Source organism: Mesorhizobium sp. M0816 (genome assembly GCF_040320005.1).
In the GTDB taxonomy this organism is placed as follows: Bacteria; Pseudomonadota; Alphaproteobacteria; order Rhizobiales; family Rhizobiaceae; genus Mesorhizobium.
The window spans coordinates 32028-54633 of the sequence record NZ_JAMYOT010000017.1 but is presented as its reverse complement, the minus strand read 5'-3'; the positions used below and the strand labels follow the sequence as shown (position 1 = coordinate 54633).

General features: G+C 62.9%; 24 protein-coding genes. 22 read left to right on the top strand and 2 right to left on the bottom strand.

Features of this window, described 5'->3' with window-relative positions; all coding sequences use genetic code 11:
* Nucleotides 1–126: 126 nt before the first annotated feature.
* From ldtR to NKI17_RS24070, 15 genes are all read left to right on the top strand, one after another.
* Entirely contained in the window at nt 127–642 is a 516-nt protein-coding gene (gene ldtR / locus NKI17_RS24140; RefSeq protein WP_023674486.1) for a transcriptional regulator LdtR, read from the top strand.
* A gap of 338 nt (nt 643–980) precedes the next feature.
* Nucleotides 981–2234, top strand: a complete 1254-nt coding sequence (locus NKI17_RS24135) for a L,D-transpeptidase family protein (protein WP_352636856.1) — start codon at nt 981–983, stop codon at nt 2232–2234.
* 129 nt (nt 2235–2363) lie between these two features.
* A complete protein-coding gene (locus tag NKI17_RS24130) occupies nt 2364–4010 on the top strand; it encodes a Na+/H+ antiporter (RefSeq protein ID WP_352906895.1) in 1647 nt (548 codons plus the stop codon).
* 116 nt (nt 4011–4126) lie between these two features.
* Nucleotides 4127–5440 (top strand): serine hydroxymethyltransferase, encoded by a 1314-nt coding sequence (glyA, locus tag NKI17_RS24125; protein WP_352449301.1) that lies wholly within the window; start codon nt 4127–4129, stop codon nt 5438–5440.
* Nucleotides 5441–5503: 63 nt separating this feature from the next.
* On the top strand, nt 5504–6082 hold the full coding sequence (locus NKI17_RS24120) for an invasion associated locus B family protein (protein ID WP_036238056.1): 579 nt from the start codon (nt 5504–5506) through the stop codon (nt 6080–6082).
* Between the two features lie 152 nt (nt 6083–6234).
* The gene (gene nrdR, locus NKI17_RS24115; protein WP_023674492.1) at nt 6235–6744 is read left to right on the top strand and encodes a transcriptional regulator NrdR; all 510 of its coding nucleotides are present in this window, start codon (nt 6235–6237) and stop codon (nt 6742–6744) included.
* 2 nt (nt 6745–6746) lie between these two features.
* Nucleotides 6747–7877 carry a bifunctional diaminohydroxyphosphoribosylaminopyrimidine deaminase/5-amino-6-(5-phosphoribosylamino)uracil reductase RibD gene (ribD, locus tag NKI17_RS24110; RefSeq protein ID WP_352590535.1) on the top strand — a complete coding sequence of 377 codons (1131 nt, stop codon included), beginning with the start codon at nt 6747–6749 and terminating at the stop codon, nt 7875–7877.
* 30 nt (nt 7878–7907) lie between these two features.
* On the top strand, nt 7908–8525 hold the full coding sequence (locus tag NKI17_RS24105; RefSeq protein WP_352906894.1) for a riboflavin synthase: 618 nt from the start codon (nt 7908–7910) through the stop codon (nt 8523–8525).
* A gap of 130 nt (nt 8526–8655) precedes the next feature.
* Entirely contained in the window at nt 8656–9150 is a 495-nt protein-coding gene (ribH, locus tag NKI17_RS24100) for a 6,7-dimethyl-8-ribityllumazine synthase (RefSeq protein ID WP_352449305.1), read from the top strand.
* Nucleotides 9147–9647, top strand: coding sequence for a transcription antitermination factor NusB (gene nusB, locus NKI17_RS24095; RefSeq protein ID WP_352906893.1), 501 nt, complete (start codon nt 9147–9149; stop codon nt 9645–9647). Before ribH ends, nusB begins: the two co-directional genes overlap by 4 nt.
* Entirely contained in the window at nt 9644–10861 is a 1218-nt protein-coding gene (locus tag NKI17_RS24090; protein ID WP_352525292.1) for an MFS transporter, read from the top strand. Before nusB ends, NKI17_RS24090 begins: the two co-directional genes overlap by 4 nt.
* Before the next feature lie 159 nt (nt 10862–11020).
* On the top strand, nt 11021–11932 hold the full coding sequence (osmF, locus tag NKI17_RS24085) for a glycine betaine ABC transporter substrate-binding protein OsmF (protein WP_352636858.1): 912 nt from the start codon (nt 11021–11023) through the stop codon (nt 11930–11932).
* Between the two features lie 43 nt (nt 11933–11975).
* Nucleotides 11976–13151: an ABC transporter permease gene (locus tag NKI17_RS24080; protein WP_352906892.1), complete on the top strand. Its 1176-nt coding sequence runs from the start codon at nt 11976–11978 to the stop codon at nt 13149–13151.
* Nucleotides 13148–14086, top strand: coding sequence for an ABC transporter ATP-binding protein (locus NKI17_RS24075; RefSeq protein WP_352906891.1), 939 nt, complete (start codon nt 13148–13150; stop codon nt 14084–14086). The genes NKI17_RS24080 and NKI17_RS24075 overlap by 4 nt, the downstream gene beginning before the upstream one ends.
* Complete coding sequence (locus tag NKI17_RS24070) at nt 14083–14832, top strand: ABC transporter permease (RefSeq protein WP_352636859.1); 750 nt, start codon at nt 14083–14085, stop codon at nt 14830–14832. The genes NKI17_RS24075 and NKI17_RS24070 overlap by 4 nt, the downstream gene beginning before the upstream one ends.
* Before the next feature lie 27 nt (nt 14833–14859).
* On the opposite strand, the gene NKI17_RS24065 is transcribed toward NKI17_RS24070, so the two are convergent.
* Nucleotides 14860–15093: a hypothetical protein gene (locus tag NKI17_RS24065; protein WP_023674502.1), complete on the bottom strand. Its 234-nt coding sequence runs from the start codon at nt 15091–15093 to the stop codon at nt 14860–14862.
* A gap of 79 nt (nt 15094–15172) precedes the next feature.
* Between NKI17_RS24065 and NKI17_RS24060 the strand changes: the two genes are divergently transcribed.
* Both NKI17_RS24060 and NKI17_RS24055 read left to right on the top strand, forming a co-directional pair.
* Nucleotides 15173–15673: a DUF2165 family protein gene (locus tag NKI17_RS24060; protein ID WP_352636860.1), complete on the top strand. Its 501-nt coding sequence runs from the start codon at nt 15173–15175 to the stop codon at nt 15671–15673.
* Between the two features lie 254 nt (nt 15674–15927).
* Nucleotides 15928–18069, top strand: a complete 2142-nt coding sequence (locus NKI17_RS24055) for a sodium-translocating pyrophosphatase (RefSeq protein ID WP_023674504.1) — start codon at nt 15928–15930, stop codon at nt 18067–18069.
* 126 nt (nt 18070–18195) lie between these two features.
* On the opposite strand, the gene NKI17_RS24050 is transcribed toward NKI17_RS24055, so the two are convergent.
* Nucleotides 18196–18729, bottom strand: a complete 534-nt coding sequence (locus tag NKI17_RS24050; RefSeq protein ID WP_023674505.1) for an outer membrane protein assembly factor BamE — start codon at nt 18727–18729, stop codon at nt 18196–18198.
* Nucleotides 18730–18843: 114 nt separating this feature from the next.
* Here NKI17_RS24050 and NKI17_RS24045 point away from each other — a divergent pair, with 114 nt between their 5' ends.
* The 5 genes from NKI17_RS24045 to NKI17_RS24025 all read left to right on the top strand — a co-directional run bounded on the left by NKI17_RS24045 (nt 18844) and on the right by NKI17_RS24025 (nt 22574).
* The gene (locus NKI17_RS24045; RefSeq protein ID WP_352906890.1) at nt 18844–19383 is read left to right on the top strand and encodes a ubiquinol-cytochrome C chaperone family protein; all 540 of its coding nucleotides are present in this window, start codon (nt 18844–18846) and stop codon (nt 19381–19383) included.
* 40 nt (nt 19384–19423) lie between these two features.
* The gene (locus tag NKI17_RS24040; protein ID WP_352906889.1) at nt 19424–19972 is read left to right on the top strand and encodes a YceD family protein; all 549 of its coding nucleotides are present in this window, start codon (nt 19424–19426) and stop codon (nt 19970–19972) included.
* A 123-nt stretch (nt 19973–20095) separates the two neighbouring features.
* Nucleotides 20096–21166 carry a phosphate acyltransferase PlsX gene (gene plsX, locus NKI17_RS24035; protein WP_352906888.1) on the top strand — a complete coding sequence of 357 codons (1071 nt, stop codon included), beginning with the start codon at nt 20096–20098 and terminating at the stop codon, nt 21164–21166.
* Between the two features lie 9 nt (nt 21167–21175).
* On the top strand, nt 21176–22147 hold the full coding sequence (locus NKI17_RS24030) for a beta-ketoacyl-ACP synthase III (protein ID WP_023674509.1): 972 nt from the start codon (nt 21176–21178) through the stop codon (nt 22145–22147).
* A 103-nt stretch (nt 22148–22250) separates the two neighbouring features.
* The gene (locus NKI17_RS24025; protein ID WP_023674510.1) at nt 22251–22574 is read left to right on the top strand and encodes an integration host factor subunit alpha; all 324 of its coding nucleotides are present in this window, start codon (nt 22251–22253) and stop codon (nt 22572–22574) included.
* Nucleotides 22575–22606 lie beyond the last annotated feature (32 nt).

Here is a 22606-nt window from a genome sequence, read left to right as displayed (position 1 = left end):
CGAAACCCCTTACCGGTAAGCTCTTGTTAGCCTTGGCGTTTAAGTCGAATTTTATGAGTATTCGATAGTGTCGCGATCAAGGTGAAGAACAAAAAATCACCGGGCGACAAACGAGAGGCAAAGACAATGATCAATTCGCGTCCGGCGGCGAAGACCGCCAACGTATCCGATGACCGCCGCGAGGCGATCCGTTCGCTGTACATGGAATCGCTGCAGCTGGTCGAGCGGCTGCATCGCCGTCTGCTTGACGTGATCAAGGACGAATTCGACCGCAACGGTCGCTCCGACATCAACGCCATCCAGGCGCTGCTCCTGTTCAACATCGGCAATTCGGAGCTGACCGCCGGCGAACTGCGCTCGCGCGGCTATTATCTCGGCTCGAATGTCTCCTACAATCTGAAGAAGCTGGTCGATCTCGGCTTCATCAACCACCAGCGCTCGCGCATCGACCGCCGTTCGGTGCGGGTTTCGCTGACGCCGAAGGGCAATGAGGTGGCGGAAGTCGTCGCCGGCCTCTACGAGCGCCATGTCGGTTCGATCGAGCAGGTTGGCGGCATCAACACGGAAGAGTTCAAGCAGATGAACCGCGCCCTGCAGCGCCTGGATCGGTTCTGGAACGATACCATCGCCTACCGGATGTAATCGCATCCGCCGCATCAAGATCTGAAGCTGGACTACGGAAGTGCTGCCGCGGAGTCGACCAAAGGCCGGTGCCGAAAAGCACCGGTCTTGCCGTTTCGTCAGGCCGGCCGATCCAAATTCGAGCAACAGCCACGTTGCCGCCATATTCCAATGGAACCGAAGATGCGGGTGATGCTGGGGCCAAAGCCGTGCATTTGTCCTGTGCCCAAGTCACTTCCCCTGTGTTTTTACACCGAAGTGATGCGGGCCATGGTTGGCTAATTGTTAAGAAGCCAACTCTAGAGTGCGGGCGAGACCGCCCGGTGAGTGGAATTGTAGCAAGAATGTCTGGAACGTCCATGAGAACCAGCCGCCGTTTCTTCCTTTCAGGAGCCTCCGCGCTCGCAGCCGCTATCGTCGCCGGCCGCGCCAGTGCGCAGGATGTGATCGGGGATATCCTGAAATCCTCGGCCCGCGGCAACTGGGACGACCAGTTCGACGCCCGCCCCAGCCAGGGCGGCAAAGTGGCTTCGACGCTGCCGATCTTCAGCCTGCAGACCGTTTCGTTTACCGAGCAGGCGGTCGCGCAATACCAGAACATCGTCGCCCAGGGCGGCTGGGAGCCGGTTCCCGACACCAAGAAATTGCAGCTCGGCGTCGATGATCCCGACGTGGTCCCGCTGCGCAAGCGCCTGATGATTGCGGGCGATCTGGCGCAGAGCGCCGGCATTTCGACAGCCTTCGATTCCTATGTCGACTCGGCGGTCAAACGCTTCCAGGCGCGCCATGGCCTGCCTGCCGACGGGACGCTGGGCCAGTATTCTTATGCGGCGATGAATGTTTCGGCGCCAATTCGGCTCGGCCAGTTGCAGACCAATCTGCAGCGGCTGCGCGAGCGTGCCGGTACTCTAGGCAACCGTTACGTGCTGGTCGACATCCCGGGCGCACAGATCGAGGCGGTCGAGAACGATCGCGTCGTGCTGCGCCATACCGCGATCGTCGGCAAGATCGACCGCCAGACGCCGATCGTCAATTCCAAGATCAACGAGATCATCGTCAATCCCTACTGGAACGCGCCGGTCTCGATCGTGCGCAAGGACATCATTCCGCTGATGCGGAAGGACCCCAACTATCTCAAGGATAGCCACATCCGTCTGTTCGCACCGGATGGCAGCGAGGTTGATCCGCTGACCGTTGACTGGTCGACCGACGACGCCGAGAAGTACCGCTTCCGCCAGGATCCGGGCGCCGGCAACGCGATGGCCTCGGTCAAGATCAATTTCCCCAGCCCGGACGGCGTCTACATGCACGACACGCCGCAGCAGAGCCTGTTCGGCAAGCTGATGCGCTTCGATTCCTCTGGCTGCGTGCGGGTTCAGAACGTGCGCGACCTCGTCACCTGGATTCTGCGCGACACACCGGGCTGGGATCGCCAGCATTTCGAGGCGGCGATCAAGACCGGGGAGAACACGCCGGTGCAGGTCACCAATCCGGTGCCGGTTTATTTTCTCTACGTCTCGGCCTGGTCGACAGGGCCGGGCGTGGTCCAGTTCCGTGACGACATTTACGGCCTCGACGGGGCCAACGAGCTGCAGATCACATCCGCGCTCTAAGCAGCTGAGTTCATTTGCAAAAAGGCCGCCGGAAGGGCGGCCTTTTTTCGTTGCCGGGGTCTTTCGCGGAAAGCTTTGCTGGGCCGATTGCCGGAAAAAGGACGCGGCGCTGTAGTCGGAAATCGCATCATGCATGTCGCAATGTTCATTCTGGTCGTGCTCATCTTCGTCGCCGTTTCGGGCGCGCTGGTCCGGCTGGTGCGGGTGCCGCTGCCGGTACTGCAGATCGCCATCGGTGCAGCGCTCGCCTGGCCGGTGCGCGGCATGCATGTCGAGATCGATCCCGAGCTGTTCCTGCTGGTGTTCATCCCACCGCTGCTGTTCAGCGACGCCTATGGTGCGCCGAAGCGCGAACTGATCGCGCTGCGCGGGCCGATCCTCGACCTCGCCATCGGGCTGGTCTTCTTCACCATTGTCGGCTTCGGCTACGCTTTGCACTGGCTTGTCCCGAGCATCCCGCTCGTCGTCGCTTTCGCACTTGCTGCGGTGCTGTCCCCGACGGATGCGGTGGCCGTCTCCTCGATCGTCGACAAGAGCCTGGTCCCGGCCCGGCTGATGCACATCCTGGAGGGCGAGGCGCTGCTCAACGATGCGTCGGGCCTCGTGATGTTCCGCTTTGCGGTGGCAGCTGCCTTGACCGGCAGCTTCTCCTTCGTCGCGGCGTCCGTGACTTTCCTCTATGCCGTCGCTGCCGGCATCCTGGCCGGCGTGGCTGCCTTGTTCGTCGCCGCCAAGGCGCTGCAATTGCTGAACCGTATCGGCGGCGTGCCGGCCGAGGTGCAGGTGCTGGTCATGGTCCTGCTGCCGTTCATCGCCTATCTCGGCGCCGAGAATGTCGGCGCCTCGGGCATTCTGGCGGCGGTCACGGCCGGAGTGCTCACCGGCGGCTCCGGGATTTTCCGCTTTCTCGGCGTCTCGGCACGCATACAGACCATATCGCTGTGGACGACGCTATCCTTCGTCTTCAACGGCGCGCTGTTCATCCTGCTCGGGTTGCAGCTTCCCGAAATCATCGGCAACGTGCCGCCTGAGCTCGGCAGCCGCTATCCGGTCATCCAGCCAATCGCCACGGTGGTCGCGCTGACACTATGCCTGATCGGGCTGCGCTTTCTGTGGATCTGGGTCGGCGACATCGCGACGCGCGTCTCAGCGCGATTACGCGAGCAGAAGGCCGAGCCGTTCGGGCTGCGCGTCCGGATCGCCGGCTCTGTTGCCGGCGTGCGCGGCGCCATCACGCTGGCCGGCATCCTGTCGCTGCCGCTCGCCATGCCGAATGGTTCGCCCTTTCCGGCGCGCGACGTGGTGATCTTCCTCGCCGCAGGCGTCATCATCTGCTCATTGCTCATTGCCAGCCTTGCCTTACCCAAGGTGGCACGAGGGCTGGTCGAGCCGGGCGAGGATCCTGGCGCTGCCGAGGAGCGTCTTGCGCGCGTGGGCGCGGCCAAGGCCGCCATCGCCCGCATCGAGAGCATGGCCGGCGCGACCGACGGCGATGAAGGGGAAACACCCGGCGCCCGGCTTGCCACCGCCGACAGCATCGTCGCCGGCTACCGTCGCCGCATCGCTGCCTCCGACGAAGCCGACGAGGCGCGCGCCGAGGCCCGCGAGGCCGGACGGCTGGAACTCGAATTGAGGCTGGCGGGCATTGAGGCCGAACGCGCAGCGGTTCGCGCAATGTTTCGCAGCGGCCGGATTAACGACCATACGATGCAGGCGCTGTTCACCGAGATCACGCTCACCGAGGCCCTGCTGAAGGGCCGGCAGGCAAGGAAATAGAGGCTGCCAGTCTCTCTGGCGCAATCCGGCCAGCAAATTTCGCGCTGCAAACGTGGCGGGCCGAAAGCAACTGTGTTAATGGCGCGACAGACCCCGAACCTTGAGGATTTCAGCCCATGGCAACAGCAGCGGCAGTGTCGAACAAATTCGAATCCTTTTTCGAAACCACGCTTGCCGATGCCGACCCCGAGATTTTCGGCGCAATCCGCAACGAACTCGGCCGCCAGCGCCACGAGATCGAGCTGATTGCCTCGGAAAATATCGTCTCGCGTGCCGTGCTCGAGGCACAGGGGTCGATCATGACCAACAAATATGCCGAGGGCTATCCGGGCAAGCGCTACTATGGCGGCTGCCAATTCGTCGATGTCGCCGAGGAACTGGCCATCGAACGCGCGAAAAAGCTGTTCGGCTGCAACTTCGCCAACGTCCAGCCGAATTCCGGCAGCCAGATGAACCAGGCGGTGTTCCTGGCGTTGCTGCAGCCCGGCGACACCTTCATGGGCCTCGACCTCAATTCCGGCGGACACCTGACACATGGCTCGCCGGTCAATATGAGCGGCAAATGGTTCAAGGTCGTCTCCTATGGCGTGCGCCGGGACGATCATCTGCTCGACATGGATGCGATCGAGAAGACCGCCCATGAGACCAGGCCGAAATTGATCCTGGCCGGCGGCACAGCCTATTCACGTGTCTGGGACTGGAAGCGTTTTCGCGAGATCGCCGATTCGATCGGTGCCTATCTGATGGTCGACATGGCTCACATCGCCGGCCTGGTCGCCGGCGGCATGCATCCGTCGCCGCTGCCGCATGCCCATGTGGTCACCACCACGACGCACAAATCGCTGCGCGGGCCGCGCGGCGGCATGATCCTTTGCAATGACGAGGATATTGCCAAGAAGATGAATTCGGCCGTCTTCCCCGGCCTGCAGGGTGGACCGCTGATGCATGTGATCGCCGCAAAGGCGGTGGCTCTGGGCGAGGCGCTGAAGCCGAGCTTCAAGATCTATGCGGAGAGCGTCGTCGCCAATGCCAAGGCGCTGGCCTCCAGTCTGCAGGAAACCGGTCTCGACATCGTCTCCGGCGGCACCGACAACCATCTGATGTTGGTCGACCTGCGTCCCAAGAACGCCACCGGCAAGCGCGCCGAGGCTGCCCTTGGCCGCGCCAACATCACCTGCAACAAGAACGGCATCCCCTTCGATCCGGAAAAGCCTTTCGTGACATCGGGCGTTCGGCTCGGCACGCCGGCCGGCACCACGCGCGGCTTCGGTCAGGCCGAGTTCCGCGAGATCGGCAAGCTGATCGCCGAAGTGCTGGATGGGCTGAAGGTCGCCAATTCCGACGAGGGCAATGCGGCCGTCGAGGCGACCGTGAAGGCCAAGGTGGCGGCATTGACCGATCGTTTTCCGCTTTACCCGTATCTTGGTTGACCGACGCGGAGTGTCGCCCGTGACAACTCCGGTGCGACAGCAAGGCAACTGCGGAGAAGCTTAATGATGCAAACTTTCCGTTTCGCCGGCTTTGGTGCCTTGCTGGCATCGGCTATTCTGCAGCTGTCCGGCCGCGCCTTGGCGCAGACCGAGCCAACCCCGGCAACACCCAAGACAGAGACCTTCGGCAGGTGGTCCACCACGATGGACGAGGTCAACACCGGTGAGGATGTGCGCAAGACCTGCGCCGCGTCGACGGTCTTTTTCGACGCAAACGGCACCAGCGGCACCCTTACACTGGCCATCTCGAATGGCGACGTATTGCCACCCGATGGTTATCCGAGCCTCATCATCGCCGTGAGAAACAGTGACTTGCCCAAGGGCGATAACATCCCGGTGGTGTTCCGGGACGTCAACGACAAGATCAAGGCCGGTTTTCGTCTTATCGCCGACGGACAGTGGATGATAGACAACAAGTCCGAGACCACGCTCGCGGTACTGCGCGCCATGCGCCGCACCAGCGCCCTCGATGTCAGCTTCGCCGACAAGCCGGTCGCGACCATATCGATGGACGGCTTCACCAAGGCCTATCGCTATCTCGGCACGTCTTGCGGCTTCCCGACCGGCGACGTCGCGCCCTGATTGGCGGACCGCTGTCAACTGATTGCCGCTCTCGCAATTTTCCTCGCGCCTCGCTATCTCTGAGACGCGATCGGTCATCGGCCATACTTTGCCACGGCGGCAAAAACCTCTAAGCCTTTCGCTCCACGAGAATCGCGAACCGAAGGCTCTCCATGCGCTGCCCTTATTGCCAGTCCGAAGATACGCAGGTGAAGGATTCTCGCCCCGCCGAAGACGGCGCGGCGATCCGCAGGCGGCGCGTCTGCCCGGATTGCGGCGGCCGCTTCACCACTTTCGAGCGGGTACAACTGCGCGATCTCGTCGTGGTGAAGAAGTCTGGACGCAAGGTGCCGTTCGACCGCGACAAGTTGCTGCGCTCTGTCGAGATCGCGGTACGCAAGCGCAATGTCGACCCGGAACGTATCGATCGGGCGGTGACCGGCATCGTGCGCCAGCTCGAAAGCTCGGGCGAGACCGAGGTGGCCTCGGGGGAAGTCGGCCGGCTGGTCATGGAAGCACTTAAGTCGCTCGATGATGTCGCCTATGTGCGCTTTGCCTCCGTCTACCGCAATTTCCGCGAGGCCAAGGATTTCCACGACGTGTTGGGCGAACTCAAAGGCGACGAGCTCAAAACCGACGAGCCCAGGGGCGAAGAGCTGAAGAGCGAAGAGGACGCCAGCTGAGCATGGCAGGGTCCGAACGCAGCACGGCTGAGCAAGAGGTCCTCGATCGCCGCTATATGGCGGCAGCCCTCAGGCTGTCGCGCAAGAATGCCGGGCGGACCTCGACCAACCCTTCCGTCGGCACGCTGATCGTGCGCGATGACGGCGACGGGCCGATGATCGTCGGCAGCGGCGTCACCGCCGTCGGCGGCCGGCCGCATGCCGAGACCGAGGCTTTGGCAGAGGCCGGCGAACTGGCGCGCGGCGCCACCGCCTATGTAACGCTGGAGCCCTGCGCCCATCACGGCCGCACGCCGCCTTGCGCCAATGCGCTGGTCAGTGCCGGCGTGGCGCGTGTGGTCGGCGCTGCCAGCGATCCGGACCCACGTGTTTCCGGCAAGGGCTATGCAATCTTGCGTGCCGCCGGCGTCGAAGTGGTGGAAAAAGTGTTGGCGGCCGAGGCCGCGGAGCAGATGGCCGGCTATTTAATTCGATCTCTGAAAAAACGCCCGGAAGTGATCCTGAAACTTGCGCTTTCGAGCGACAACAAGATCGGCGTGAAAGGCGAGGGACAGGTCTCCATCACCGGCGATATTGCGCGGCGCGAAGTCTATCTGATGCGCGCCGAAGCCGATGGCATATTGATCGGCATCGGCACGGCACTGGAGGACGATCCGGCGCTGACGGTTCGGCTTCCGGGACTGGAGAGCCGTTCGCCGGCGCGCATCGTACTCGACCGTCAGATCAGGCTACCCGAGACCTCGAAACTGGTCGCCGGCGTCAACCGTGTGCCGCTCTATGTCGCCGCCTGCGCCGAGGCCGATCCGCACCGGCGCGCCGCGCTCGAACGCACCGGCGTGCGCTTTATCGGCACTGAGACGTATGAAGGCGATATTGCGTTGCCGGAACTGCTCGAGGATCTGGCGGCGCTCGGCATGGCCAGCGTGCTGGTCGAGGGCGGCGCCGAGGTGGCCAAGGCGTTCCTTGAGGAAGGCCTAGTCGACCGCATCGTGCTGTTTCAGGGGCCGGATGCGATCGGCGGGGACGGCATTGCATCGCCGGTCGATGCCAACAATATCCCGCCGGGATTTCGCAAATTGCGCAACATGCGTTTCGGCGAAGATACATATGCGGAATGGATAAGAGACATCTAGGACCGAACTGATGTTCACGGGGCCAAACTAATGTTCACTGGAATCGTCACCGATGTCGGCACCGTCGCTGCCGTGATGCCGCTCAGGGAAGGCGTCGGTTTGCGTATCGACACCGCTTACGATCCGCAGACCATTGCCATCGGCGCCTCGATTTCCTGCGGCGGCGTCTGCCTGACGGTGACGGGATTGCCGGAAGACGGCGCCAACGCACGCTGGTTCGAGGTCGAGGCCTGGGAAGAAGCACTCAGGCTGACGACCGCGATGGGCTGGAAATCCGGCACGCGCATCAACCTGGAGCGGGCTCTGAAGATCGGCGACGAGCTTGGCGGCCATATAGTGTCCGGCCATGTCGACGGCATGGCCGAGATCGTGGCGCGTAAGGAAGAGGGCGACGCCGTTCGCTTCACCCTGGAAGCACCGCGCGAGCTTGCCAAATTCATCGCCCCCAAGGGTTCCGTCGCGCTCGACGGCACTTCGCTCACCGTCAACAAGGTCGAGGGCACCCGCTTCGACGTGCTGTTGATCCACCATTCGCTGACCGTCACCACCTGGGGCGAGCGACAGGTCGGCGACCGCGTCAACCTCGAGATCGACACCATGGCCCGCTACGCGGCGCGACTGGTGGAGGCGGCGAAGGAGGGACTTTGAGGCGCTCGTCCATAAAGCCCATTCCCTGATGCGACCGCCGCCGAGTTGGCCTTGAAAGTTCCTTCGGCAATCTTCCGCTTGCGATCAAACCGGCTTCGGCCTAAGTCACCGGCGATCCCCGGAGACATCTATGGCAGGCACATCCCAACACGGCAAAGCGTTCATCCGTCCGAAGAAGAAGGCCCACCTTCTTGTCATCGAGGCGCGCTTTCACGACGACCTTGCCGACGCGTTGCTCGAAGGCGCGACAAAGGCCCTCGAGGAAGCGGGCGCGACATACGATGTCGTCACTGTTCCGGGCTCGCTCGAAATCCCGGCGGTGATTTCCTTCGCGCTCGACGGTGCCTCCGAAGGCGGGACGAACTATGACGGCTTCGTCGCCCTCGGCACGGTGGTCCGCGGCGACACCTATCATTTCGATATCGTCGCCAATGAATCCAGCCGTGCCCTGATGGACCTGTCCGTGCAGGATGCGGTCTGCATCGGCAACGGCATCCTGACCACCGAAAACGACGAACAGGCATGGACGCGAGCAAGACGTTCGGAAGGCGACAAGGGCGGCTTTGCGGCGCGTGCGGCGCTGACCATGATCGCTCTAAAGGAACAGCTGGGAGAGCGAACGTGAGCGAACCCGCTTCGCCCGGCCAGCCTGCGTTTCGCCATGCCAACAAGCGCGGTGCTGCCCGTCTGGCCGCCGTGCAGGCGCTCTACCAGATGGACGTCGCCGGCAGCGGTGTGTTTGAGATCACCGCCGAATACGAGGCGTTCAGGCTCGGCAAGGAAGTCGATGGCGCGCTCTATCGCGAAGCCGATGCGCAGTGGTTTCGCGCCATTCTTGCCGGCGTTGTCGAGCACCAGAAGACCATCGATCCAGTCATCCGACAGGCGCTGACCGAGGACTGGCCTCTGTCGAGGCTCGATTCGACGTTGCGCGCCATATTGCGCGCCGGCGTCTACGAGCTGATGCAGCGCGAGGACGTGCCGGTGGCGGTCATCGTCTCCGAATATGTCGACATCGCCAAGGCATTTTACGAAGAAGACGAGCCGAAACTGGTCAATGCGGTGCTTGATCGCGTGTCGCGCCGGGTGCGTGGCGAGGGCCGGGGCAAGGACCCCTCATGACTGCTGTCGTCGCCGTTGAGGCGGGCAAGGAAGCGCGTCGCACCGCCTTCATCCTCGCAGCCTCGCAGGCGATCATCGGCTCGGCCGCACCCATCGCCATTTCCATGGGCGGATTGGCCGGGCAGTACCTGCTCGACGCTGACAAGTCGCTGGCAACCGCGCCGATCACCGGCTTCAATGTCGGCGTGGCGCTCGGTTCCCTGCCGGCCGCGGCGATCATCCGCCGGCTCGGCCAGCGCGACGGCTTCATGACCGGCACAGCGGTCACGGCGCTTGGCGGGCTGGTCGCCACGCTGGCGCTGTTTCATGCCAGCTTCTGGCTATTCGCTTTCGGCTTGGCCGTGATCGGCATCGGAGGCGCCTTCGTCCAGCAGTTCCGCTTTGCCGCCGCCGACAATGCGCCGCCTGAATTCAAGGCGCGCGCCATCTCCTTCGTGCTGGCCGGCGGCATCGTCACCGCCATACTCGGGCCGCAGATCGTCATCTTCACCGGCGACCTGTTCTCGCCGGTGAAGTTTGCCGGCTCGTTTGCGTCCATCCTGGTGCTGGCGGCGGTCGGCGCCGCCATTCTCTCTTTGTTGCGCATCCCGGCCAAGGCAACCGACAAGGTGGAAATCGCCGACAGCGACGCCCGGCCGCTCTCGGAAATCGTCACCAGGCCGCGCTTCGTCGCAGCGCTGTTTTGCGCCGTCGGCAGCTACGCGCTGATGAGCTTCGTCATGACGGGCGCGCCGCTGGCCATGGTCGGCTGCGGCCTTTCGACCGACGACGCCACGCTCGGCATTTCCTGGCATGTGATGGCGATGTTCGCGCCGAGCTTCTTCACGGGGTCGCTGATCTATCGCTTCGGCGCTGAGCGGATCGTGGCCATCGGCCTGGTGCTGCTGATTGGCTGCGCCATAGTGGCGCTGTCAGGGTTGGCACTGTGGCAGTTCTGGACGGCGCTGATCCTGCTCGGCCTTGGCTGGAACTTCAGCTTCATCGGTGCCACCGCCATGGTGGCCGACAGCTACCAGTCATCCGAAAAAGGCAAGGTCCAGGGTTTTCACGATTTCGTCCTGTTCGGCTCCGTCGCCTTCGCCTCGCTGATGTCGGGGGCGGTCTACAATGCCTGGGGCTGGGAGATGTTGAACTGGATGATTTTCCCGGTCGTCGTGCTGTGCTTCGTGGCACTGGGCGTGTTGAAGATGACGGGCTTGCGCGCGGCCAACTGACGTCACCCTGTCGGGACGTCGCGGCAGCGGATTCACTCACATCCGAACAAAATTATTGCGCCCATCCCCCCTCTTATGAAACCGTGTACCCCGACGGGGCATCGAAGCCATGCTCATATGCGGCAGCCGTATTCCGGTTCACAGCAAGGGATTTGTGAGATGTTTTCAATCAAGGTTCTGGCCGGCGCTGTACTGGCGCTCGGAATTGCGTTGGCCTCGGCGAGTGCCCAGGTGGTGGTGTCGTCGAAGATCGACACCGAGGGCGGTGTGCTCGGCAATATCATCCAGCTGGTGCTGAACGCCAATAATATCCAGACTACCGACCGTATCCAGCTCGGCGGCACACCTGTGGTGCGCAAGGCGATTACAGCCGGCGAGATCGACATCTATCCGGAATACACCGGCAACGCCGCCTTCTTCTTCGAGAAGGCCGACGATCCGGTGTGGAAAGACGCCGCCAAGGCCTACGAGACTGCCAAGAAGCTCGACTACGACTCCAACAAGATCGTCTGGCTGTCACCGTCACCGGCCAACAACACCTGGGCGATCGCCCTGCGCAAGGAGGTCGCCGATACCAATAAGCTCGTCACTCTTTCCGACTTCGGCAAATATGTCTCGGGCGGCGGCAAGGTGGTGCTGGCGGCCTCCGCCGAGTTCGTCAATTCGGCGGCCGCGCTGCCCGCTTTCCAGAAGACCTATGGCTTCACGCTAAAGCCGGACCAGTTGATCACGCTGTCCGGCGGCGACACGGCGGCCACCATTGCCGCCGCAGCCAACCAGACTAACGGCGCCAACGCCGCCATGGTCTATGGCACCGACGGCGGCATCGCGCCCTCCGGCCTCATCGTGCTTGAGGACGACAAGGGTGTGCAGCCGGTCTACCAGCCGGCGCCGATCATCCGCGAGGCGGTGCTGAAGGAGCATCCCGAAATCGAGACGCTGCTGAAGCCGGTCTTCGCCAAGCTCGACCTTGTCACGCTGCAGGAGTTGAACGGCCGAGTGCAGGTCGGCGGCGAACCGGTCAAGGGCGTCGCCGAGGACTTTTTGAAAAAGAACGGCTTCCTCAAGTAAGGCGATTCCGGCGCGCCGCTTTCGAGGTGCGCCGGATCGGCCGATGGGGGAGGGCGTGCGCATCCGGTTCGACAAGCTCGGCGTGGTCATCGCGGCGATATCAGCCTATGCGGCTTTTGCGGCACCATTCGCCACGTTCCGCGCCAATCGCATCGTACCCGGCGAGGCGCGCTCGATCCTCGAATCTTTGCCTGCGATGGTCGGTCCGCTGTTGATGGCGATTGTCGTCGCAGCGGCGCTCATTGCGCTGCTGAAAACGCCGCTTGCTCTGCGCCTCGCCGCCAGTGTGGTTGCGCTTGCAGCGCTGGCGCTGCTGATCGGCGTCGCCGGCAGTTTCCTGACACCTGCCGGCAACACCTTCGCCCGTATCTCGCCGGCTTCGGGCTTTTGGCTGCTTATCTTCGCCTTCACCCTTCTGCTCGCCGACGTGCTTACGCGGCTGAACCTGTCGCCGCAGGCACGGATCGGCGTGCTTGTTGTCGCCGCCGCGGCGATCGGGCTGCTGCTCGTCTCGGGAAGCTGGAATAGCCTGTCGATCCTCAAGGAATATTTCAATCGCGCCGATAGTTTTTGGGCGGAAGGCTCCAAGCACGTGACGCTGGCGCTGGGTTCGCTGGCGGCAGCGGTGATTATCGGCCTGCCGCTCGGCATCCTCTGCCACCGCGTCGAGAAATTGCGGGCCGGTGTGCTCAACGTGCTGAACATCATCCAGACCATTCCTTCGATTGCGCTGTTCGGCCTCTTGATTGCACCGCTCGGCTGGGTCGCTTCGCATGTGCCGGGAGCTGCCGCGCTCGGCATTCGCGGCATCGGCACGGCGCCGGCTTTCGTCGCTTTGTTCCTCTATTCACTGCTGCCGGTAGTGGCCAACACCGTGGTCGGCCTCGCCGGTGTGCCGCGTGCCGCCAACGACGCAGCGCGCGGCATGGGCATGACCGACCGCCAGCGGCTGTTCGGCGTCGAGTTTCCGCTGGCTTTCCCGGTGATCCTCACCGGCATCCGCATCGTGCTGGTGCAGAATATCGGCCTCGCCACAATTGCCGCGTTGATCGGCGGCGGCGGCTTTGGCGTGTTCGTATTCCAGGGGGTCGGCCAGACGGCGATGGACCTGGTGCTGCTCGGTGCTGTTCCCACGGTGGTGCTGGCCTTCGCCGCTGCCATCATCCTCGATGCAGTGATCGAAATGAGCGCCAGCAAGCGCAGGGTTGAAACGGCATGATCGAGATCGAAGGGATCACCAAGCGCTACGGCGAGACGACAGTCGTCGACGACGTGTCGATGGTAATCGAGCCGCGCAGCATCGCCGTCATCGTCGGCACCTCCGGCTCCGGCAAGACGACGCTGCTTCGCATGATCAACCGGCTGGTCGAGCCGACATCGGGCGTGATCAAGCTCGACGGCGTCGATAACCGCTCGGTCCCGGATTATGAGCTGCGTCGCAGCATCGGCTATGCCATCCAGGGCCACGGCCTGTTTCCGCATCGCACGGTGGCGCAGAACATCGCCACTGTGCCGGTATTGCTCGGCTGGGGCGCCAACCGCATCAAGGCCCGCGTCGACGAGCTGATGACGCTATACCAGCTCGACCCGCAAGCCTACGGGCCACGCTATCCGCATGAGCTTTCCGGCGGCCAGCAGCAACGCGTCGGCGTCGCCCGGGCGCTTGCCGCGGAACCCAACGTGCTGTTGATGGATGAGCCGTTCGGCGCGCTCGACCCGATCATCCGCAACAAGGCGCAGGAGGATCTGCTGGCGATCCAGAAACGCTTCGGCACCACCATCATCCTCGTCACCCATGACATGGAAGAGGCCGTTCACATGGGCGACAAGATCGCGGTGATGGATGGCGGCAAAGTAGTGCAATATGCCGCGCCGGCCGAGATACTGGCGAAACCGGCCAGCGCGTTTGTCGAGACCCTGGTTGGCGCCAGCGAAAAACCGTTCCGGCTGTTGTCGCTTGGCCGGGTGCGCGACGCGGTGGAAAAAGGCACGGCCGAAGGCGAGGCGATCCCCGGTGACGCCAGCCAACGCGACGCGTTGGCCGAACTCCTGTGGTCGGGCCGCCCGGCACTTCCGGTGAAAGATTCTGACGGCAAATCGCTTGGCCGCGTCACTGTAGACGGGCTGGTTAAGCGCGCGGCGAGGCCGGCATGAAAGCCTGGCTTCCGTCGCTGCTCAGGCTGGCCTTGGTAGTAGTGCTTATTGCCTTCGTCGCCAATCCCGGCTGGTTCGAACCGCTGCTGAAGCCGCTGACAGAGAACAACGCGCCGGTAATCTACAATCAGGGCAGCCTTTTGACGTTGACGCTGCTGCATCTGCGGACCGTGCTGATCGCGACGGTTGCCGCGACGATCGTTGCGGTCGCGCTCGCCATTCTGGTCACCAGGCCAGCCGGCGCCGAATTCCTGCCGCTGTCGCGCAGTCTGGTCAATATAGGCCAGACCTTTCCGCCGGTGGCGGTGCTGGCGCTTGCCGTGCCGGCGGTCGGCTTCGGCGAAAAGCCGACGCTGATTGCGCTGTTTCTCTACGGACTGCTGCCGATCTTTGAGAATGCGCTGACCGGCCTGACGACGCTGCCGGCCAACGTAGTCGAGGCGGCGCGTGGCGCCGGCATGACCGGCTGGCAAAGACTGGTCAAGGTCGAGCTGCCGCTCAGCGCGCCGATCATTCTCGGTGGTATCCGGCTGTCGGTGGTGATCAGCCTTGCCACCGCGACCATCGGCTCGACGGTAGCGGCGAGGACACTGGGCGAGGTGATCATCGCAGGCCTGCTGTCGAACAACCTCGCCTTCATCCTGCAGGGTGGCCTGATCGTCGCCGCCCTTGCCGTGCTGATCTATGACGGGCTGTCGGCGGTCGAGCGCTATACCGCCCGGCGCATGGGACGCGAGCCCGAGTAGCGTCTCGGGGCGAAGTTCGCTCTTTTTTCAGTGGCCGGTCGACCGCGTCGGATGATCGAGCGTCAGTTCCAGCGTTGTGCCCGTCTCGCCGGTGATCCAGCGGCGGCGGATGATGGCGAAATCGTGCTGTGTGTCGGCTCTAACCACAGAGACCAAGTCGCCCACCGCGCAATCACTGTCGAGATCGAGGGCTTCGACAGTCTCGGCAATATCTTGCTTGCCGGCATAATGTCTCGCAATGGCTGTGAGCACGATGATCACTGGCCCACCCGTTGCGCGATCTTCGGGACTCGGCGATTGATGAGTGCGATGCCCCGATCTTTCAGCAGGAGTTCTTGCCATGACCGCGCGTTTCTCCAAGATCGTCATGTGTTTGTGTCTGGCGGCTTTCGCCTTCCTCGTCGCCTTCGGCAACATCACCGATTACGGCTCAAACTTCGTCTTTGTCCAGCATGTGCTGAGCATGGACACGACCTTTCCCGGCAATGCACTGATGTACCGCTCGATCACCAACCCGTCGCTGTGGACGGCTGGCTACTGGCTGATCATCATTGGCGAGGCGCTGACCTGCCTGCTTTACCTAATCGCCGCCTGGCAACTCTGGCAGGCGCGCAAAGCCAGCGGACAGGCATTCAACGATGCCAAGAAGTTCGTCATCATAGCCGCCACCATGGGTTTCCTTGTTTGGTATTTCGGCTTCATGGTCGTTGGCGGCGAGTGGTTCGCCATGTGGCAGTCTTCGATTTGGAATGGTCAGGAGGCGGCGTTCAAATTCTACATGACCATGCTGGTGGTGCTGGTCTTCGTCGTCCAGCCGGACGGCGACCCGCGTAAAGCCTGACCGCCGTTCGTCGATTTCAACCGATCTAACCGGATGGCAGTGTCGACAGGCGCACACTGCCGTCCAGCCTTTTGGACGAAACCCGGGATCTTTTGGGCGAAAGCCGGACAGGAACGGAACAATATCTTGACGTTCCGAGCCCTGTTTCGCATAAGCCGCTGCGAAGGGACGGATTCCGGTTGCGGAAAATTCGTCCCTGTCTCAACGGCCCGGGGAGGGGTTCTTTTGGGCCACCAATCGAGGAAAATTCGGCAATGACCATACTTTCAGCTGTCATCGCCTGCGGTCTGCTTTCAGTCCTTTACGCCATCTGGGCGACACGTTCGGTCCTCGCGGCCGATCAGGGCAATGCACGCATGCAGGAAATTTCCGCGGCCATCCGCGAAGGCGCGCAGGCCTATCTGGCGCGCCAGTACACCACTATCGCCATCGTCGGCGTCGTGGTCCTGCTGCTTGCCTGGTGGCTGCTTTCGATCACCGCCGCCATCGGCTTCCTGATCGGCGCCGTTCTATCGGGCGCCGCGGGCTTCATCGGTATGCACGTCTCGGTGCGCGCCAATGTGCGCACCGCGCAGGCGGCTTCCAACAGCCTCGCTGCCGGCCTCGAGATCGCCTTCAAGTCGGGCGCCATCACTGGCATGCTGGTTGCTGGCCTGGCCCTGCTCGGCGTCTCGATCTACTACCTGATCCTGACCCAGTTCATGGGTCTGCAGCCCGACGATCGCGTCGTCATCGACTCGCTTGTTTCGCTCGGCTTCGGCGCCTCGCTGATCTCGATCTTCGCCCGTCTCGGCGGCGGCATCTTCACCAAGGGCGCCGACGTCGGCGGCGATCTCGTCGGCAAGGTTGAAGCCGGCATTCCCGAAGACGATCCACGCAATCCGGCCACCATCGCCGACAATGTCGGCGACAATGTCGGCGATTGCGCCGGCATGGCCGCCGACCTGTTCGAGACTTATGCTGTGACCGTGGTCGCCACCATGGTCCTCGCCGCCATCTTTTTCGGTGGCACCGCCGTGCTCGGCGCGGCCATGCTCTATCCGCTGGCCATCTGCGGCGCCTGCATTCTCACCTCGATCGTCGGCACTTTCTTCGTCAAGCTCGGTTCCAGCGGCTCGATCATGGGCGCGCTCTACAAGGGCCTGATCGTCACCGGCCTGCTGTCAATTGTCGGCCTTGCCGTCGCCACTTCGGCATGCATCGGCTGGGGTGAGATCGGCACCGTCGCCGGCATGGCCATTACTGGCACGAACCTGTTCATCTGCGGCCTGGTCGGCCTTGTGGTCACCGGCCTCATCGTGGTGATCACCGAATACTATACCGGCACCAGCAAGCGTCCGGTGAACTCCATCGCCCAGGCCTCGGTCACCGGTCACGGCACCAACGTCATCCAGGGCCTCGCGGTCTCGCTGGAAGCGACGGCGTTGCCGGCGATCGTCATCGTCGGCGGCATCATCTCGACATACCAGCTTGCCGGTCTCTATGGCACGGCGATCGCGGTGACGACGATGCTTGGCCTCGCCGGCATGATCGTCGCGCTCGATGCCTTCGGCCCGGTCACCGACAATGCCGGCGGCATTGCCGAAATGGCCGGCCTGCCCAAGGAAGTGCGCCAGTCCACAGACGCGCTCGACGCTGTCGGCAACACCACCAAGGCGGTAACCAAGGGCTACGCCATCGGTTCGGCCGGCCTCGGCGCGCTGGTGCTGTTCGCGGCCTACTCTAACGACCTGAAGTTCTTTGCCGCCAATGGCGACAAATACCCCTACTTTCAGGGCATGGGCGACGTCTCCTTCGACCTCTCCAATCCTTATGTCGTCGCCGGCCTGATCTTCGGCGGCCTGATCCCGTATCTGTTCGGCGGCATTGCCATGACCGCCGTGGGCCGCGCCGCGGGTGCTATCGTCCAGGAGGTGCGCAAGCAGTTCCGCGAGGATCCGGGCATCATGGCCGGCACCTCGAAGCCGAACTATGCGCGCGCCGTCGACCTTCTGACCAAGGCAGCGATCCGGGAGATGATCGTTCCGTCATTGCTGCCGGTGCTGGCGCCGCTGGTGGTCTATTTCGGCGTCCTCCTGATCTCCGGTTCGAAGGCATCCGCCTTTGCCGCGCTCGGCGCCTCGCTGCTCGGCGTCATCGTCAACGGCCTGTTCGTTGCCATCTCGATGACCTCCGGCGGCGGCGCCTGGGACAACGCCAAGAAGTCGTTCGAAGACGGTTTCGTCGACAAGGACGGCCTCAAGCACCTCAAGGGCTCCGAAGCGCACAAGGCTTCGGTGACCGGCGACACGGTCGGCGATCCCTACAAGGATACTGCCGGCCCAGCGGTCAACCCGGCGATCAAGATCACCAACATCGTCGCGCTGCTGTTGCTGGCCGTTCTCGCGCACGGCTAAGCTCGGTCGCTATGGCCTTAAGACAAAAACCCGCGGGATCGCTCCCGCGGGTTTTTCATTGCCTGAGATATGCCGCTTACAGGGAAGCGAAAGGAACGGAAGGAAGCCCCGACACCCTCGGGTGGATCAGGTGCCGCCGAGCGTGCTGCCGCCGCTGGCGCCGGGAACACCAGGCGCCAGCTTGCTGGCGCCACTGATGATCTGGCTGAGGAAGTTCTGGTCCTTGCCGCCGGTCGGCGTGGTGCGCGAGATGAAGTCGAACACCTTGCCGTCCTTCAAGCCGTAATTGGCGATCTGGGTGACGCGCCCGTCATCGCCAAAATAGACCGCCAGCACATGTTGGTCGACCAGCCGCGGCTTGTCGAAGGCGACATAGCGCTTGCGCGTCTGAGAAATGTAATAAAAGGCCTCGTTATCGAAGGTCGCCTTCGTCGAGGGAGTGCCGAGCGCCAGCAGCACCTGTTCGCGGCTTGAGCCGACCGGCACCAGGTCGATCGCCTGCTGGTCGATGACGTAGCCTTGCGTCAGCGTCTCGCTCGGATTGAGATCGCCGATCATCTTGGACGAATTGCAGGCGGAAAGTGCCGCAGCGATCACCAGCAGCGAAACCGCACCGCCGGGCCTGGGCAGGAAAGTCGACTTGAATTTCAGCGCGCGCAACTACAACTCCATAAGCTGGCCGCAACTTGCGCTGGGCCGCAAAACCGGTAAACCAGCTTGCTTGCCGATGCAACAAGGCCACTTCAACAAACGGTCCCGGGAGACCACCCTCAAATGTTCCAGCGCCTCTTTGGCCGCGAACGACATGCCAACCGCGCCATCACCGAGGCGCTTTACGCACAAATCGTGGCGGCGGCGCGGCAAACGGTGTTTTATTCCGCCTGGAACGTGCCGGACACGCCGCTCGGCCGCTTCGAGATGCTGTCGTTGCACATGTTCCTGTTCCAGCACCGGTTGCGGGGCGAGGGCGGTGCCGCGGCGGAGGTTGCGCAGGTGCTGATCGACGAGTTCTTCATGGATGTCGAACATTCGTTGCGTGAATTGGGCATTGGCGACGTCGGCGTGCCGAAGCGAATGCGGAAACTGGCGAAGATGTTCTATGGCCGTACCGCCGCCTATGATGATGCGCTGCAACGAAGTGACCATGATGCACTCGCCGCCGCCCTTGCCCGCAATGTCAGGCCGGATGCCGGCGCCTGGCCGCAAGCGTCGCAACTGGCACTCTATGCCGCCGATGCATCAAGGCAACTCGCGGAACAGCCGACCGAATCGATCGTTTCCGGAACGGTGGCATTTCCCGTGGCCAACGCTTGAGCGACGGCAGGCCGATGAAGGTGGCGAAGTGGAGGCGAACATGAAACACCCTGATACCCACAGCCCAGTGTCATTCCTGGCAAATGTCGCCCGGCTGCCGCAAAAGGGGCTGCCGGTGGTCATCGATGCCGACGCTGGGCAGCGCGCCCTGCTGGCCGTCGAGCACGAGCTGCTTTCGGTCGAGAACTATCGCGCCGAACTCCTGGTCGAGCTCTGGAAACGCAATGGGGTGAAAGTCAGCGGCCATGTCGAGGCCGATATAACGCAGGCCTGCATCGTCACCCTCGACCCGGTCGAGGCGCATATCGACGAGCCGGTCGAAGCGCTGTTCCTGCCGGAGCAATCCAAGCTCGGGCGGCAAGGTTTCGACGGCGGCGGTGAGATCCTGCTCGACGCCGAAGGCCCGGACAGCCCGGAAACCCTTTCCGGCGATGCGATCGACGTCGGGGCGCTTGCCGAGCAGTTCTTTGGCTTGGCGATCGATCCATATCCGCGCAAGCCGGGTGTATCGCTGGAGGCCGCCGGCGATGCCGAGCCTGTGGAGAATGAATTCCAGCAAAAGCTCAGATCACTGTTGGGAAAATCCTGATGGCTGACCCAATTTGAGAAAAGTTGGTTGTGCGGCAGCCCAAAACCGTTATTTTCGCCGAACCTTCGCGAGCCCCGCACCTTGGCAAGCCCGCTGGCCAAGCAACCGTGAGATGAACACCGCGTGATCAGGATTTCCATCGATGCCATGGGCGGCGATCACGGGCCAAGCGTGGTCATCCCGGCGCTCATGACTGTCGCCACCCGCCGTCCGGATATACGCTTCGTCATTTATGGGCGCGAAGAAGTGGTACGGCCCGAACTCGCCAAATTCCCCAAGCTGGCGGAAGTGAGCGAGTTCATCCACTGCGAGATCGCAGTGCGGATGGACGACAAGCCGAGCCAGGCGCTGCGCCATGGCCGCTGGAAGTCATCGATGTGGAAGGCCGTCGAGGCGGTCAAGGCAGGCACTGCCGACGCCTGCATCTCGGCCGGCAATACCGGCGCGCTGATGGCAATGTCCAGATTCTGCCTTCGCACCATGGCGACCATCGATCGCCCGGCAATCGCGGCGCTCTGGCCGACATTGCGCGGCGAGAGCGTGGTGCTGGACGTCGGCGCCACCATTGGCGCGGATGCGCATCAACTGGTTGATTTTGCCATTCTGGGCACCGGCATGGCGCGCTCGGTTTTCGGCATCGAACGGCCGAGCGTCGGCCTGCTCAATGTCGGCGTCGAGGAGATCAAGGGCCAGGAAGAGGTCAAGGAGGCGGGTCGTATGTTGCGCGAGGCCAACATGGCCTCGATGAACTACCATGGCTTTGTCGAGGGTGACGACATCGGCAAGGGCAGTGTCGACGTCGTCGTTACCGAAGGATTTGCCGGCAACATCGCGCTGAAGACGGCGGAAGGCACCGTCAGGCAGATCGCCGGCTATCTGCGCGCGGCGATGAACCGGACGCTGATGGCCAGGATCGGCTATATCTTCGCCAAGACCGCCTTCGATCGCCTGCGCGAGAAGATGGATGTCGGCCGCTCCAATGGCGGCGTCTTCCTCGGATTGAACGGCATCGTGGTGAAAAGCCATGGCGGGGCTGATTCGGATGGCTTCGCGGCGGCGATCGAGCTTGGCTACGACATGGTGCGCAACAATCTGCTTGACCGCATCGAAGCCGATCTCGACCTGTTCCATGCCCGCAATCCGAATGCCCAGACAGTCCGGAAATCCGACGTCGTCATCGACGCAAAGGAATAGGAAAGAGCATTGATCAGATCAGTCGTGCGCGGCACGGGCGCCGCGCTGCCCCGCCGCATTATGAAGAATGCCGATTTCGAAGGCATGGTCGAGACGTCGGACGAGTGGATCGTCCAGCGCACCGGCATTCGGCAGCGCCACATTGCGGCCGACGACGAGACGACGGCCTCGCTGGGCGAGGCGGCAGCGCGCGCAGCCCTCGACAGCGCCGGCCTGACGGCTGACGACATCGACCTGATCGTGCTGGCGACCTCGACGCCCAACAACACCTTTCCCGCGACCGCGGTCGAGATCCAGAACCGGCTCGGCATGCACCACGGTTTTGCCTTCGACCTGCAGGCGGTCTGCTCCGGCTTCGTCTATGCAGTGACGACCGCCGACCTCTATATCCGCGGCGGCTTGGCCAGACGGGTACTGGTGATCGGCTCGGAAACATTTTCGCGTATTCTCGACTGGAACGACCGCTCGACCTGCGTTTTGTTCGGCGACGGCGCCGGCGCGATGGTGCTGGAAGCAGGCACGGGGGCAGGCGGCATCGCCGACCGAGGCGTTCTGGCGGCCAGCCTGCGCTCCGACGGCATCCATAAGGACAAGCTTTTTGTCGACGGTGGGCCGTCGACCACCGGAACCGTCGGGCACCTCAGGATGGAAGGCCGCGAAGTGTTCAAGCATGCGGTCGGCATGATCACCGACGTCATCGAGGCGACGTTCGCACAGGCCGGCATCGGCGCCGCCGATCTCGACTGGTTCGTGCCGCATCAAGCCAATAAACGAATTATTGACGCTTCGGCCAAAAAGCTCGGGATAGAGGAGCGGAAGGTGGTGGTGACCGTCGATTTGCACGGTAATACCTCGGCGGCTTCCGTGCCGCTGGCACTGTCCGCAGCCGTCGCCGACGGTCGCATCAAAAAGGGTGACCTGGTACTGCTCGAGGCGATGGGCGGCGGCTTCACCTGGGGTGCCGTCCTGCTCCGCTGGTAAGTGCCGAACTATCGGGTTCGGGTCCTTGACCTTGACGGATCAATTACTTAGGTTCTGCCGTTGCTTGTATGATTTATGTTTTTGAGCTGATGGGACGGTTCGTATGGGGGGAAAGACACTTACGCGCGCCGACCTCGCTGAAGCCGTTTACCGCAAGGTTGGGCTGTCGCGTACTGAATCGGCTGAGCTTGTCGAGGCGGTGCTGAATGAGATCTGCGAGGCGATCGTTCGCGGCGAGACGGTGAAGCTGTCGTCCTTCGCGACCTTCCACGTGCGCTCCAAAAACGAGCGCATCGGGCGCAATCCCAAGACCGGCGAGGAAGTGCCGATCCTGCCGCGCCGGGTGATGACCTTCAAGTCGTCGAACGTGCTGAAGAACCGTATCCTGCGCTCCCATCAAAACAGCAAAGTCAAGGGCAGCAAGTAGCCGCCCAATCCCCCTTTGCCAAGAATCATGCC